The organism is Mucilaginibacter sp. BGA-UO-ETr-C110 (assembly GCF_059567985.1).
The window spans coordinates 5,623,105-5,637,284 of record NZ_JCAQPB010000002.1; the positions used below are offsets into that span (position 1 = coordinate 5,623,105).

Annotated in this window: 11 protein-coding genes; 6 read left to right on the plus strand and 5 right to left on the minus strand. The window is 45.4% G+C overall.

The window, feature by feature from the left end:
* Positions 1–8: 8 nt before the first annotated feature.
* The 4 genes from AC57BQ_RS24215 to aspS all read right to left on the minus strand — a co-directional run bounded on the left by AC57BQ_RS24215 (position 9) and on the right by aspS (position 3,446).
* Positions 9–488: an FKBP-type peptidyl-prolyl cis-trans isomerase gene (locus AC57BQ_RS24215; RefSeq protein ID WP_496408699.1), complete on the minus strand. Its 480-nt coding sequence runs from the start codon at positions 486–488 to the stop codon at positions 9–11.
* Between the two features lie 113 nt (positions 489–601).
* Positions 602–1,075, minus strand: a complete 474-nt coding sequence (locus tag AC57BQ_RS24220; protein ID WP_496408700.1) for an FKBP-type peptidyl-prolyl cis-trans isomerase — start codon at positions 1,073–1,075, stop codon at positions 602–604.
* 80 nt (positions 1,076–1,155) lie between these two features.
* Positions 1,156–1,617, minus strand: coding sequence for an FKBP-type peptidyl-prolyl cis-trans isomerase (locus AC57BQ_RS24225; protein ID WP_496408701.1), 462 nt, complete (start codon positions 1,615–1,617; stop codon positions 1,156–1,158).
* Between the two features lie 83 nt (positions 1,618–1,700).
* Positions 1,701–3,446, minus strand: coding sequence for an aspartate--tRNA ligase (aspS, locus tag AC57BQ_RS24230; RefSeq protein ID WP_496408702.1), 1,746 nt, complete (start codon positions 3,444–3,446; stop codon positions 1,701–1,703).
* 424 nt (positions 3,447–3,870) lie between these two features.
* On the opposite strand from aspS, the gene AC57BQ_RS24235 reads away from it, so the two are divergent.
* The 3 genes from AC57BQ_RS24235 (at position 3,871) to AC57BQ_RS24245 (ending at position 8,115) form a co-directional block, all read left to right on the plus strand.
* Positions 3,871–6,327: a TonB-dependent receptor gene (locus AC57BQ_RS24235; protein WP_496408703.1), complete on the plus strand. Its 2,457-nt coding sequence runs from the start codon at positions 3,871–3,873 to the stop codon at positions 6,325–6,327.
* 8 nt (positions 6,328–6,335) lie between these two features.
* Entirely contained in the window at positions 6,336–6,956 is a 621-nt protein-coding gene (gene pnuC / locus AC57BQ_RS24240) for a nicotinamide riboside transporter PnuC (protein WP_496408704.1), read from the plus strand.
* A 73-nt stretch (positions 6,957–7,029) separates the two neighbouring features.
* Entirely contained in the window at positions 7,030–8,115 is a 1,086-nt protein-coding gene (locus AC57BQ_RS24245) for an acyl-CoA dehydrogenase family protein (protein ID WP_496408705.1), read from the plus strand.
* A 524-nt stretch (positions 8,116–8,639) separates the two neighbouring features.
* Here AC57BQ_RS24245 and AC57BQ_RS24250 read toward each other — a convergent pair.
* Entirely contained in the window at positions 8,640–9,071 is a 432-nt protein-coding gene (locus tag AC57BQ_RS24250; protein WP_496408706.1) for a DUF1801 domain-containing protein, read from the minus strand.
* Positions 9,072–9,756: 685 nt separating this feature from the next.
* On the opposite strand from AC57BQ_RS24250, the gene pafA reads away from it, so the two are divergent.
* From pafA to AC57BQ_RS24265, 3 genes are all read left to right on the plus strand, one after another.
* Positions 9,757–11,430, plus strand: a complete 1,674-nt coding sequence (pafA, locus tag AC57BQ_RS24255) for an alkaline phosphatase PafA (RefSeq protein ID WP_496408707.1) — start codon at positions 9,757–9,759, stop codon at positions 11,428–11,430.
* Positions 11,431–11,512: 82 nt separating this feature from the next.
* The gene (locus AC57BQ_RS24260) at positions 11,513–12,136 is read left to right on the plus strand and encodes a thiamine phosphate synthase (RefSeq protein WP_496408708.1); all 624 of its coding nucleotides are present in this window, start codon (positions 11,513–11,515) and stop codon (positions 12,134–12,136) included.
* Between the two features lie 407 nt (positions 12,137–12,543).
* On the plus strand, positions 12,544–14,115 hold the full coding sequence (locus tag AC57BQ_RS24265; protein WP_496408709.1) for a hypothetical protein: 1,572 nt from the start codon (positions 12,544–12,546) through the stop codon (positions 14,113–14,115).
* Positions 14,116–14,180 lie beyond the last annotated feature (65 nt).

Below are 14,180 nucleotides of genomic sequence, written 5' to 3' on the forward strand. Positions count from 1 at the left end.
ACTGTAGCTTATTTAAAGCTGATGAGGTCTATCGTAAAGATCAATACCGAGTTTGCCGGTATCGGGCCGTTTGGATAAGGGCCATAGCCATATCTGGATGGAATGAGCAGGATAATACGCCCGCCTGCTTTAACAAAGGGCACGCCGATGGTCCAGCCAGTAATAACAGATGACAGGCTGGTTTGGTAACTGGTTTGCGAATCAAACGGATTATCGTTAAGCAGCTTGCCTGTATAGTTAACGGTAACGGTTGATCCGCCTGATGGGTTTGGACCTGTTCCGGGGGTTACGATCTGATAATATATGCCCGAAGTATCTTTAGTGGCAACAATGTCTGTATGCGCGGCCAGGTATTTTTTTATTGCGGCATCATCAGTGGCAGCCTGTACAGCCGGGTCAGCCACAACGGTTTGTTGCTGTGGATCATCTTTTAAACAGGACGATAGCGTGATGATCGCCAGGCCCAATAGTAAAAAGTATTTTTTCATGTTCATCTATCGCTAATAGTTTGAGAGCACCTAATATAAATTTAACTGTCGATTAAAACGAAACAGTAATGAATAAAATACAATATCGAAATAGCGTCAGGGTTTTTATCTTTTTACTCAAGAGTAGTTAAATCAATGGTGAACACCAATACTGAATTTGCCGGGATGTTGGGGCTTGGTGGATTAGCGCCATAACCTAAAGCTGATGGCATAATGAGTAGGATGCTACCCCCTTCTTTAACCAAAGGAACACCAATGATCAATCCTTTTAAAGAAAAATCGGACAATAGGGTTTTATTAAAAGTACCGCCGGCAAATGTGGTATCATTAAGCAATTTGCCGGCATAATTTCCTGTGAAAAGGGAGGTTGCCGTGGGGGCATTGCCGGTGCCTTGTTTTAAGATCTGGTAGTACAAGCCCGATGGATCCCGGGTTGCGTGGATACTGGTATTAGCGGCTAAATATGCTTTAATGGCAGTTTCGTCTTTAACAGCCTGTCTTGTCGAGTCAGTAGTCTGACTATCTTTTTTGGAGCAGGATAATAAAATTAAAAGGGGAGCGAACAATAATAGTAGAATTTTTTTCATGTTTATGGGTTTTTATTTACATATAAAATCATACCTGTTGTTAATCACTAAACGATATAGTGAGTGTAATATTTTAGCGCCTATTGAACGCTGATAAGATCGATATCAAATGTCAGTACCGCGTTTTCGGGAATTGGGCCGGCACCGCCTGCGCCATAGGCCAGGTGCGAGGGCACGTATAGAACAATGTTCCCACCGGGCTTTAGATGCGGCACCGCTATTTGCCAGGCCTTAACCAGCCCCGATAGGGGGCTCGAGAAATTGCTGCCTTTGTCATACAGCTGCCCACCCATGAGGGAACAGGTATAATTAACGGTTACGGTTGAACCTTCGGTAGGGGCAATGCCTGCCCCTGGTTTTATGATCTGGTAATATAAGCCCGATGGATCTTTCACCGCTTTGATCTGCGGATTGGCTTTCAGGTATACCCGGATCAGGGAGTCATCGACTTTGGCCTGCTGCGCCATCTGGCCCGACATAGAACCGCCGCATGAGGTTAGGAAGATCACAAAAGCGCTTAATAGTAAAATGTATTTGGTCATAGTGTTTTAATCAAAAAAGCTCCCTCCAAATATCAGCTAAAGAGCGGAATTTGAAGAGAGCTTCTGGTATTTTTTGTTTTTACTTAAACTGTTGTTTTGATCTTCAGTTCGTTCATCTGCGTATCGGCGATGGTGGATGGCGAATCGATCATGACGTCGCGGCCCGAGTTGTTTTTTGGGAAAGCGATCACATCACGGATAGAATCCAGTCCGGCAAATATGGATACCAAACGATCAAATCCAAGCGCTAAGCCACCATGCGGAGGCGCGCCATATTCAAAGGCATCCATCAAAAAGCCGAATTGTTTTTGTGCTTCTTCCGGCGAAAAACCAAGATGTTTGAACATCAGCGATTGCATGCCACGGTCGTGGATACGGATAGAACCGCCACCAACTTCGGTACCGTTGATCACGAGGTCATACGCGTTGGCGCGTACTGCTCCAGGATCGGTGTCCAAAAGGGCAATATCCTCTGGTTTCGGCGAAGTGAACGGGTGGTGCATGGCATGGTAACGACTGGTTTCTTCATCCCACTCCAACAGCGGGAAATCCAGCACCCATAGCGGCGCGAATTTATTTTTATCGCGCAGGCCTAAACGGCTGCCCATCTCTAAGCGAAGCTCGTTCAGTTGCTTGCGTACTTTATCGGTGTTGCCGGCCAGTACCAGCATCAGGTCACCTTTTTCGGCGTTGAAAGCGGCCGCCCAGTTGGTGAGCTCGTCTTCGCTGTAAAATTTATCAACCGATGATTTCAGTGTGCTATCCTCGTTGTAACGGCAATAGATCATGCCGGTAACTCCAATTTGCGGGCGTTTTAACCACTCGGTCAGTTCGTCAATTTGTTTGCGGGTGTAGCTGGCGCAACCTTTGGCGTTGATACCTACCACCAGCTCGGCATTATCAAAAATGCCAAAACCCTTGCCTTTTACAATATCATTCAGTTCCACAAACTCCATCCCGAAACGAACGTCGGGTTTGTCTGATCCATACAAACGCATGGCATCGGCATATTGCATGCGCGGAAAGTCGCCCAGATCAATACCTTTTACGGTGGTGAACAGGTGACGGGTCAGTCCCTCAAAAATGTTTAATATATCTTCCTGGGTGATGAACGAAAGCTCACAATCGATCTGTGTAAACTCCGGCTGACGGTCGGCACGCAGATCCTCATCACGGAAACACTTCACGATCTGGAAATAACGGTCGAAACCGCTCACCATCAGTAATTGCTTAAATGTTTGCGGCGATTGCGGCAGGGCGTAAAACTCGCCCGGGTTCATGCGGCTTGGTACCACAAAGTCGCGAGCGCCTTCGGGAGTTGATTTGATCAATACCGGTGTTTCTACCTCAATAAAATCCAGCTTGTCCAAATATTTGCGGATCTCCTGTGCCATTTTGTGGCGCAGCATCAGGTTGTTGCGTATAGGTGCACGACGCAGATCCAGGTAACGGTATTTAGCGCGAAGCTCTTCGCCGCCGTCGGTTTCATCCTCAATTAAAAACGGAGGTAATTTGGCCGCGTTTAGTATTTCAATATCCTCAACGGTGATCTCAATTTCGCCGGTAGGTATTTTGGTATTCTTATTAGAACGCTCAAGTACCTTACCGGTAACTTTTATTACAAATTCCCGACCAAGCTCCCGGCTTTTTTCGCGCAAGGTAGCATCAGAATCGGTATTGAATACCAATTGAGTTAAACCATAACGATCGCGCACATCAATAAAGGTGGTACCGCCCAAGTCGCGCGATTTTTGTACCCATCCGCATAAAGTAACCGATTGGCCTAAGTTGCTGATATTTAATTCGCCGCAGGTATGAGTTCTAAGCATAATAGCAATAGTTTTATAAAAGTCTGCAAAAGTAAGTTTTTGAGGTGAAAGGAGAAAGGTAAAAGGTGAAAGGTTTTATTCAGGGGCTAATAATAGACGGTTTTACTTCCAGACTTGCTGTCTTTTTCCGCTTTCGGACTAAAAAACTATCTTTGCCTTATAATTTTCTCAAGGGGGTGCCTTGCTTTGAGCAATCAAACTGAAAGACAGGCTGAGATCAAACCCATTGTTTTGGAAGTCAAAATTCAAAAGTAAAAAGTCAAAAACTGTCAAGCGACTTAAGACTCAATACTTAGAACTGAAGACTTAAGAAACATGCACCTGATCCGGATAATGCCGGCGTAGGGATAGGTAACAAGTTAAGTGTACTGCGTATTTACCCTGATGGGCAGATGGTTTAACTATTTTTAGTTTATTAGTTATTTTGAAAAATTTGTTTGCAGCTATTGCTGCTTTGCTGCTGCCTGTTCTGGCATCGGCCCAGCTTTCCATCAGCGGGAAGGTCACCAATACATCGGGCGAGGCTCTGCCCGGCGCTACCATCGCCATTAACAATCCTGCATTGAGCACCGTTGCCAATGCTTCCGGTAACTATCATTTTAATGATCTGAAACCGGGTAACTATACCCTGAAAGTAAGCTACATCGGTTATCTGCAGGTTACTAAAAACGTGACTTTAGGGGCTAATGAAATTGTCAACATCAGCCTAAACAAGGGCACGCTTACCGCCGAAGAGGTGACTGTAAGCTCAACCCGGGCCAGTAAAAATTCGCCAACAGCATATACCAACCTGAGTAAAAGAGATCTGGCCAAAAACAATTTCGGGCAAGACTTGCCGTATATGCTTAACCAAACCCCATCGGTAGTGGTTAGCTCTGATGCCGGGGCTGGTATTGGTTACACGGGTATCCGCATCCGCGGATCAGATGCTACCCGCATTAACGTAACCATCAACGGTATCCCTTATAATGATTCGGAAAGCCAGGGATCATACTTTGTCGACCTACCAGATATTACTTCATCTATCGATAACATCCAGATCCAGCGTGGGGTGGGTACTTCCACCAATGGCGCGGGCGCTTTTGGCGGCAGCATCAACATACAAACCACCACCCGCCGCGATACCGCTTATGCCGATATCAATGCCTCGGCAGGTTCTTATGGATCTATCAAAACCACGGTTAGCGCGGGTACAGGTTTACTGGGCGGGCATTTTAGCCTGGATGGCCGGGTATCGCGGATCCATTCCGATGGTTATATCGACAGGGCCACATCAAATCTCAAATCGTTTTTTGTAAGCGGTGCGTGGTATGGTAAAAACAGCACTTTAAGAGCCAATGTATTTTCGGGTTACGAAACTACTTACCAGGCCTGGAACGGTATTGCCGATTATGTGATTGGTGATAATGCCCGCTCAGACAACCGCACCTATAATGAACTGGGATATATAGATGCAACTAACTCGTTCTATAAAAACCAGGTAGATCATTACACCCAAAACCATTACCAGTTACTGTACGATAAAAAAATATCAGACAAGCTATCCTTTAGCGGCGCCCTGCATTATACCAAAGGCAAAGGCTATTATGAAGAGTACCGCAATGCCGACTCCCTAAAAAACTATGGTATAGCTCCCGTTGTGGTTGGTCCTAATACCATCAGTGCTACCGATCTGGTGCGCAGGCTTTGGCTTAATAACGATTTTTATGGCGTAACCTATGCCCTCAAATATCAGCCCCAAACCAATCTGAATATGACCCTGGGCGGCGCTTATAACCAGTATAAAGGTGCGCATTACGGCGATGTGATTGATGTCTTTACGCCTATCGGTCTGCCGGCTAATTATGAGTACTACCGCGACAACGCCAAAAAGAACGATTTTAACATATTTGCCCGGGCCGAGTGGCATCTGGATAAAATATTGCTGTATGCCGATATGCAGTACCGCCATATTTATTACTCCTTTTACGGGATCGACAAAAACCTGAACAACGCCCAGCAAACCGCTGAACTCAACTTTTTTAATCCCAAGGCAGGTATCACTTACCAGTTCAGCGAGCATAGCAACGTATACGCCTCGTTCGCGGTAGGTAACCATGAACCCAACCGCGATGATTATGTTGACTCGCCACCGCAGAATCGCCCCAAATCAGAAAACCTGAAAGATTTTGAAGCGGGCTACCGCATCAGTGGCCCGGTATTTACAGGTGGTATCAATGGGTTTTATATGTTGTACAAAAACCAGCTGGTATTAACCGGTGCCTTGAATGACGTAGGCAGCCCGGTGCGTACCAACGTGAAGGACAGCTACCGTGCCGGTTTGGAGTTTGATGGCAAGGTGAAAATTGCCAGCCAGCTGTACTGGGGACTAACCGCTACCTGGAGCGCCAACAAGATCAAGAACTACCAGCAGTTTTTTGCCGATGAAGATGGCGGTCCTTTAGTGGGCGAAAGTTTTAAGAAAACCGATATCGCTTTCTCACCATCATTAACAGGATCAAGCGTGATCAGCTACAGTCCGGTAAAAGGCGGCGAAATTGCTTTTATCAGCAAATATGTAAGTCAGCAATATATTGATAATACCTCCAATCAAAACCCGCAGGGCTATACCATAGCGCCCGAAAACCTGGATAATACTTATGCGGCTAACCGCCTCCTGAAAAGTTATTTTGTGAACGATGTAAGAATAAGGTATAACTTTAAAGTAAAGGGGGTAAAAAACATTGGACTGGGCTTGCAGGTGAACAATATCTTCAGCGAAAAGTATGAAGCCAATGGTGCAACTTATGCCGATGTTAAAGGAAATAATATCCTGAATTATAACTACTTTTTCCCGCAGGCACCGCGTAATTTTATGGCCTCGGTAAGTTTGAGTTTTTAATGGACAGTATGCACAGCCTTATTAATCTTTTCGTAGAGCAGATCAAAGAAACCACCTGGGTGCAATGGCTTGCCGTGGCCCTGGGTGTTGCCGAAGTGCTGCTGGCGCGGGTTAATAACATCTGGCTTTACCCCGCGGGGATATTGGGCACCGCTTTATCCATACTATTATTGATGGAAGCGCAGCTATTCGCGGAATCATTGCTCAATGTGTATTACATTGTAATGAGTGTTTATGGCTGGATATACTGGGTGAAAAAACGCGATCAGCCACCAGTCAGGGTCACATACTCCACAAAAACAGAGTGGATCATCAGCTTATCTATATCATTAGGTGGCTGGGCAGTGCTGTATTTTTTGCTCCGGTACTTTACCCCATCAAACGTACCGCTATGGGATGCCTTTGTATCGTCAACCGCCTGGGCTGGCATGTGGCTGCTGGCCCGCCGAAAAATAGAGAACTGGATATTTTTAAATGTCTCCAACCTGTTTGCCGTGCCGCTGTTGTTTTATAAAAAATTACCCATGTTTGCCGTGCTCACCCTGTTTTTATTTATAGTGGCTTGTTTTGGCTATTTTGACTGGAAGAAAAAAGCCGAAGGCTCAAAGCTTAAAGCCGAAAGCTTGTAAATATGAAAATGCTTAAAAATAGTAACATGAAAATGGCTTTAGGCTTTCTGCCTTTTGCTTTAAGCTCAAAAAAATGCATCCATCAACCCACCTCAAACCCGAATGGGTAAATATCATCAAGGCGGCAGTACCCGCGGCCGAAAAGGCGGGGATGCTGCAGCCCGCGCAATTGGAGCTGGTGTATGAACAAGGCTGGTTTAAGTTTTTGGTGCCTCAGGTTTACGGTGGCTTGCAACTGTCGCTGCCCGATATGGTAAGGCTGGAAGAGAGCCTGGCTTGGGCCAATGGCAGCCTGGGTTGGGTGGTTACCCTCTGCGCCGGGGCTGGTTGGTTTGGCGGCTTTCTATCGCCGGAGGTGGCTCCGCAGATCTTTGCCGATCCTCATTTATGCCTGGCGGGCAGTGGTGCCGCAACGGGTACTGCAACTATAACCGAGGGCGGTTACCTCATCAACGGCCGCTGGAAATATGCCAGCGGAGTACATCATGCTACGCATTTAACCGCCAATTGTGTGATCAAACAAAACGGAGAAGCTGTGCTGAATGATGACGGTACGCCCCTGATATTGCCATTTATTTTTGATCGTAAGGATGTAAGCCTGATATCGGCCTGGAAGTTTATGGGTATGATGGGTACCGGTAGCGATGCCTATGAAGTGCGTAACCTTTTTGTAGAAAAAAACAGGTGCTTTAAAATTGACCCGGACAACGCGGTGATCGCCGGACCTTTGTATCAATACCCCTTTATACAACTGGCCGAGGCCACGCTGGCAGCCAATATATCGGGCATGGCGGTTCATTTTACAGATCTGTGCGCTACTATTTTTGATGAAAGACCTGAAAATAAACATCTGACCGCCGACAGGCGGACGGTCATCAAACAACTGCACGAAAAACTGACCGGTAAATTAAATGCCGTTCGCCTGGAGTTTTACAGCTCGGTTGACGCCTCCTGGCAGGGCGCGTTGATGGGTAAGGCCACACAGTTACAGCAAATTGGCGAAAGCAGCCGCAAACTGGCCCGTATAGCCCGTGAATGTGTAGACGAGCTATATCCCTACTGTGGCCTGCAAGCCGCCAACCCAGATACCGAAATAAACCAGGTATGGCGTGATCTGCATACCGCCAGCCAGCATTCGTTATTGGTGTTTGAAGATTGATATGCCGAATGTTGCCACCTCTTCAAAAAGTAATTTGTCATGCTGAACGGAGTGAAGCATCTATTCCACGATAGCATAGTTCAACAATAGATCCTTCGTACCTCAGGATGACAAAATATGAGTTCACCAAACAAAAGGACTGTCACCCTGAGCCTGTCGAAGGGCGCGTGTTGAGGCCCTCCCACCATGCTTCGACGGCGCTCAGCATGACATCCGGGAGAAAAGCCAAGGCCTCGTGCGATTCCTTCCCTCGGGAAGGGGAGGAAGGGGTTTAGGGAACAGGATAATCACCGCACGCATAAACCCCTCCCAGCTACAACACAATCTATCGCGCCCCTCCCGTGGGGAGGGAACTAAAAATGGGAGTAGAAGTACACTACTATTCAATTAGCCCGTGGTCGGTGTTATCACCGCACCACTCTTCTGTTTATTTGCTTTTAATTGTAGGATAAATGTTATATCGATGGTGCGGTGATAACACCGACCATAGGCTCAACAAAAAGGGTAATGTCTCAGTTTGAAATTTAATTTTCATTCGTAGCCTCAACCCCATATCGTATGGCCGCTTCCAATATGTTCATGTTTATATCCTTTAATTTACTGAACCTAATACAATACCCGGTCACACTCGCCTTGCCTATTTCTTTCCCATATGTTTGGGCTAAGTATGTCTTATCCTTGATACCAAGGATATAGACAGAGATTCCGGTTTTGTTTGCGCTCAAACCAATTTGAAAAAAATCCCGGGTCTTTCCATCAGCATATTTTATGGTGTGAAATCCATAGCCTATAGTAGGGTTAGCCACAGTTTTATTTTCGCTGTTTTTTCCATCATCGAACCACAGTTTACATTCCGGTAATACCTGAAGTATATGCGTATGTAACTCTTCCATGTCCCTAAGTTTTGGTTCAGGCTGGCTGGTAATATACTTTTCAATTTGTTCTGGTATGTTCATATGAAATGATGAGTTGCTTACTTTGCCTTTTCTAATCTAACTTTATTTTTAATTATACACTAATTTCAAACGGAGACACTGTCACAAAAAGTTATGTTTTAGCCTGTGGTCGGTGTTATCACCGCACCACTTCCTATGCTATTTTGCCTTAGATAGCGGTATAAATGCCACATTGATGGTGCGGTGATAACACCGACCATAAGCTAATTTTCTTCCCAGTCAGCAGATAAGCTTCGGCCGAAAGCGGGCAGAACAATGCTGGCCCGTGCGGCTGCAAGGGCATAGCAAGTTTTTGCTGAAGCACGGGGAACGTGGGAGCAAAGTGGGGCAAAATAATTGCAGCCAGTGGTTCTGCCCGGTTTGCAGGGCAAAGGCCTTGAGCGCAAAGAAGCCTCTCTGCTGACAGCCTTTTGGTTACTTTGTGGCTACATACGGCGAAGCCATCTTGAGTACCTATAAAAAACAAACAACAACGAAAAACGTGACTGGCCCTCCCGCGGCCAAGAGCGGGTCTGCAATATGCAAAACCGCCCTGCATTACAACGAGATTGCCACGCTACCGCTCGCAATGACATGTGGGGTAGCCAGGTTAGTTAATTTATCACAAACATTTATAATTAATAAAAAAACTATAGCGCATTTTAAAAGCATTGTTGATATTTGGGCTTCTCCAAATCAATGAAAAATGAAGCTTAAACATCTACTCCTTGTTCCTTTATGCATTGCCGCTGTTTCGGTATCGGCACAAAAAAAGAAAATCAACGCTGCCCCGGCTGCCGCGTCATTACCTCACCCCAAGCTGGTAGTAGGCCTGGTGGTTGATCAAATGCGCTGGGATTACCTGTACCGGTATTACGATCGTTACCAGGCAGGAGGCTTTAAGCGTTTACTCAACGAAGGTTTCACTTGCGAAAACACCAATATCGACTATATACCAACTGTAACCGCTGCAGGCCATACTTGCATTTACACCGGTTCGGTACCGGCCCTGCATGGCATTGCCGGTAATGATTTTATTATACAAGCTACCGGAAAATCCATGTACTGTACAGACGACAGCACTGTACACGCTGTTGGCAGTACCTCCAAGGCCGGTGAGATGTCGCCCCGCAATTTACTGGTGACCACCGTTACCGACGAATTAAGATTAGCTACCAACTTCCGCTCCAAAGTTATCGGCATAGCGCTGAAAGACAGAGGTGGTATCCTGCCCGCCGGGCATACCGCCAATGCTGCTTACTGGTTTGATGATGCCAATGGCAGCTGGATCAGCAGTACTTACTACATGACCGATCTGCCGGGCTGGGTTAAGAAATTCAATGATCAGAAAATAGCCGAAAAGTACCTGAAACAGGATTGGAATACACTGTACCCTATCAATACTTACGTACAAAGCGCGCCTGATAACAGCCCCCGTTACGAAGGTAAATTTGGCGGAGCAGAAGCACCAACCTTTCCCATTAAAACATCTGAGTTATACAAAGGCAGAGTGGGTTTGATTCGTTCTACCCCGTTTGGAAACACCATGACGCTCGACCTGGCCCGCGCTGCGGTTGAAGGTGAGCAATTAGGCAAAAACATCGTGACCGACTTTTTGGCGGTAAGTTTATCTTCTACAGATTATGTTGGTCACCAATTCGGCCCCAACTCGGTAGAGGCTGAGGATACTTATTTAAGATTGGATAAAGACCTGGCTTCCTTTTTCAGCTACCTGGATGCCACCGTTGGCAAAGGCAACTATTCGGTTTTTTTAACCGCCGATCATGGCGCCGCGCATAACCCTACTTTTTTAACCGATCATAATATACCGGCCGGTTTTTGGGATGACGGAAAAGCCGTTGTGGATATGGAAAAGCTGATGGAAGATAAGTTCAAAGTAAAAAATCTCATCCGCAGTATGGCCAATTACCAGGTAACATTTAACAATACCATCATCAAAAAAGAAGGTTTAAATATCGACGCACTGAAACAGATCTGTATCGATTACCTGCAAACACAACCGGCCATTGCCTTTGCTGTGGATATGCAAAAGGCGCAAACAGCCAACATCCCCGAAGAGCTGCGCAGCCGCATTATCAATGGGTACAATGTGGAGCATAGCGGTGTGATACAGATAATCCTGAAACCGGGATATTTTACAGGGCATGGTAGTACAGGTACCACACACGGTTCCTGGAACCCTTATGATACCCACATCCCGCTGGTATTTATGGGCTGGGGTATTAAACACGGCAGCCTTACCCGCCAAACACACATGACGGATATTGCACCAACCGTAGCTTCGTTATTACACATACAGGCGCCAAACGGCAATATTGGCAAAACCATCAGCGAGGCCCTGACACAGGAGAAATTGTAATGAGTCGGAAAGTCCGGAAGTTTGGAACAGGTATCTTTACCAACATTCTTCCGGACTTTACCGATTTTCGGACTAATAAACCATGAAAAAATACATCTCCAAATTTCATTACCTCACACAGGATCTGCCCGACCGCAGCCATGTACAGCAGGTACAGATAGCCTGCGAAGCGGGCACCAACTGGGTGCAATACCGCTGCATGAGTAAGCCCGAAGATGAGCTGATTGATGAACTGAACGAAATAGCCGGCATCTGCGACGATTGGGGCGCAACGCTCATCATCACCAATCATTATCATTTGTTGGATAAGGTAGATGCCCAGGGCGTGCACATCGAAGATCCCCTGGCCGATCTGGCCGCCATACGCTCGGTAATAACAGAAGAAAAAACATTAGGCGCATCGGCCAGCAACCCGGATGCTCTGTTAAAAATACAAAACCTGGGTGTTGCAGATTATTGTGGCTATGGCCCCTTCGCGCATACCCATACCAAACATAATGATTACCCGCTGCTGGGTTTTGAAGGTTACCGCCAATTGGAAAAACTATCCATCAATATCCCGGTAATAGCCGTAGGCGGTGTACTGCTGAATGATGTAGAGCGCCTGCTGCAAACAGGGATCTATGGCATTGCGGTATCAGGAGCCGTCAACCTTGCGCCCAATCCCGGGGCGGCGCTAAAAGAGTTTTACAGGAAGGTTTATTAAATTCAGAGTCTCGGCTTCGCTACCATGAGATTTGCGTAGTGTATCCGTGGGATACATGGTTAAACTTATGGACTGTAAAGTATTGATAGTCAATACATAACATCATTGTGTCCGTCATTGCAAGTAACCCGGGAAATTGCCTGCGAACGTACAGAAAGTAGGTTTATTCATGGTAAACACCTCATCGCAGAAAATATTATTCTTTTAAATTTTCATTAAATAGTATCTGGGATAAGTGTTTGTTTTTTATAACTTATTAGCTATTTGCATGTTGTATTTATTATTTTCAATAATTTATTTGCCTAAATGAATATTATATAATATATTGTTCTGTTGTTGGCCAATACTTTAATATTTAATTAAGAAACTAATGAATAAATAATTACTATCTAATTAACATAATTCCCATGACAAAGAATATAAAATCAGGTCGCTCTTATGGGGCGATGGCATTACTTATGCTTATTATTATCGTTTCGGGTTGTAAAAAAGATCTACAAAAAATACCCGCAGCCTCTGCACCAACCGCCAAACGGGGTGTAAACATGATACCCACTCCATACTTTAGCTGGTCTACCGTTGATTATATGCCTACAGCCGCGGGTTCTGCCCCTATACTGGTTCCATGGGCAAGCGGGGCTGTACGCGGGTTTACCTCAGATATTCTTTATGATTATTTACCGGCTGATGGCTGGGAGCTGCTTTACAACCTGTTTGATCCCGCTAAGCCAACACCGGCAAATCCATTTTTTGTTCTGTACAATAAATACAGGTCAATTATCAGAATTTATGTTTACGTGAATAACGGTGGGTTTCAAAACTCCGATTATTTGACTACCGGGCTAAATTTAGGGCCAAATACCATCAATTCAAACATGCTTAATTATGCCGGGCAGGATATAACCTCGATCGGCGTTAACCAAACCATTACTTCCAAGATGGAGCCAACGCAAATTGCTAACGGCGTATGGTTTGCCTCACAATATGAAATAGCCTATGATAGCAATATTGCGGCAAGTACGTATCAGCAAATAGGTTTAAATTGCACCATCAATTGGACCAACGTAAGTACAATTTCCCTGGGTGGTACTTCTGTTGGTACTATTAAAGGATCCATTACCTCACCTGGCAGCTCGCCATTCACGTTATCAAAACTATTAACCGGTACTCTTGATGTTTTAGGTGGATCTCTGTTTAATTCAACCAAAGGATCAACCGCCGGAAACCCTGGCGATGGCAATCTACTGGGTTTGCCTACCGCTATTTTCAATGCTGCTTCTACCGCTGTAACCAGTGGGGCTGCAGATATTGTGAAAGGATTTTTGAGCGGCATTTTTGGTGGTAAAACAGGAGGTACAAATCAATCCGTATCATTAACCATGAACAGCGATATTACCCTTGCCGGTAATAGTACTCAAAACGGTGCATTATGGCCCAATCCGGGTTTAGGCCTGGTTGTTCCGGGAACAACAAACCAACAATCAACAGCGGGATATACGCCATACTATAATAAGCCGATGGGCTTGTTTTATTTATCTGCCGTTCCGCATGTAACCACAACCTATAATTCGGAGCAGTATGGCTCAGGTGGAAGGGCTAATATATATTATGTTAATCAAACCCTGTATGCTGTTGATAATTCCACAGTTAATCTGGTATGGAATCCTGATATCGTTAACTCCAGCGCAACTGGTGTAGCTATTTCTGATATTAAAAAGGAAGTGGTTTATATCCCGGACCCGACTAAACTTACTGGTGGTACGCAAATTGGTTTTAATGGCACGCCTGAAAACATAGGGAAGCTTAGTGCTTATACGTCTAATGGTGGTTATGCCGGTGTTTTTTGGAGGGCGACATCTTCAGGTGTATTTCCAAAATCTGGCGCCGTTGCAGTAAGAATTTCTTTTCATGTAACGCCAGCGGCAAATCCGGCAGCCAAATTTTTATACGTTAAAACCTTTTCCTGTTCAAAGGTATAAGGCACACGCTTTAATGCACGATGATGAATAACCAATTTTCAGATTCGTTTTTATCCGGATAATTA

Bases quoted from the DNA above. Each gene is read 5' to 3' on its own strand.
- AC57BQ_RS24225 (WP_496408701.1), bottom strand. From the start codon at position 1,617: ATGACCAAATACATTTTACTATTAAGCGCTTTTGTGATCTTCCTAACC.
- AC57BQ_RS24260 (WP_496408708.1), top strand. From the start codon at position 11,513: ATGAAAAAATACATCTCCAAATTTCATTACCTCACACAGGATCTGCCC.
- pafA (WP_496408707.1), top strand. From the start codon at position 9,757: ATGAAGCTTAAACATCTACTCCTTGTTCCTTTATGCATTGCCGCTGTT.
- AC57BQ_RS24220 (WP_496408700.1), bottom strand. From the start codon at position 1,075: ATGAAAAAAATTCTACTATTATTGTTCGCTCCCCTTTTAATTTTATTA.
- AC57BQ_RS24265 (WP_496408709.1), top strand. From the start codon at position 12,544: ATGACAAAGAATATAAAATCAGGTCGCTCTTATGGGGCGATGGCATTA.
- AC57BQ_RS24215 (WP_496408699.1), bottom strand. From the start codon at position 488: ATGAAAAAATACTTTTTACTATTGGGCCTGGCGATCATCACGCTATCG.
- AC57BQ_RS24245 (WP_496408705.1), top strand. From the start codon at position 7,030: ATGCATCCATCAACCCACCTCAAACCCGAATGGGTAAATATCATCAAG.
- aspS (WP_496408702.1), bottom strand. From the start codon at position 3,446: ATGCTTAGAACTCATACCTGCGGCGAATTAAATATCAGCAACTTAGGC.
- AC57BQ_RS24250 (WP_496408706.1), bottom strand. From the start codon at position 9,071: ATGAACATACCAGAACAAATTGAAAAGTATATTACCAGCCAGCCTGAA.
- pnuC (WP_496408704.1), top strand. From the start codon at position 6,336: ATGCACAGCCTTATTAATCTTTTCGTAGAGCAGATCAAAGAAACCACC.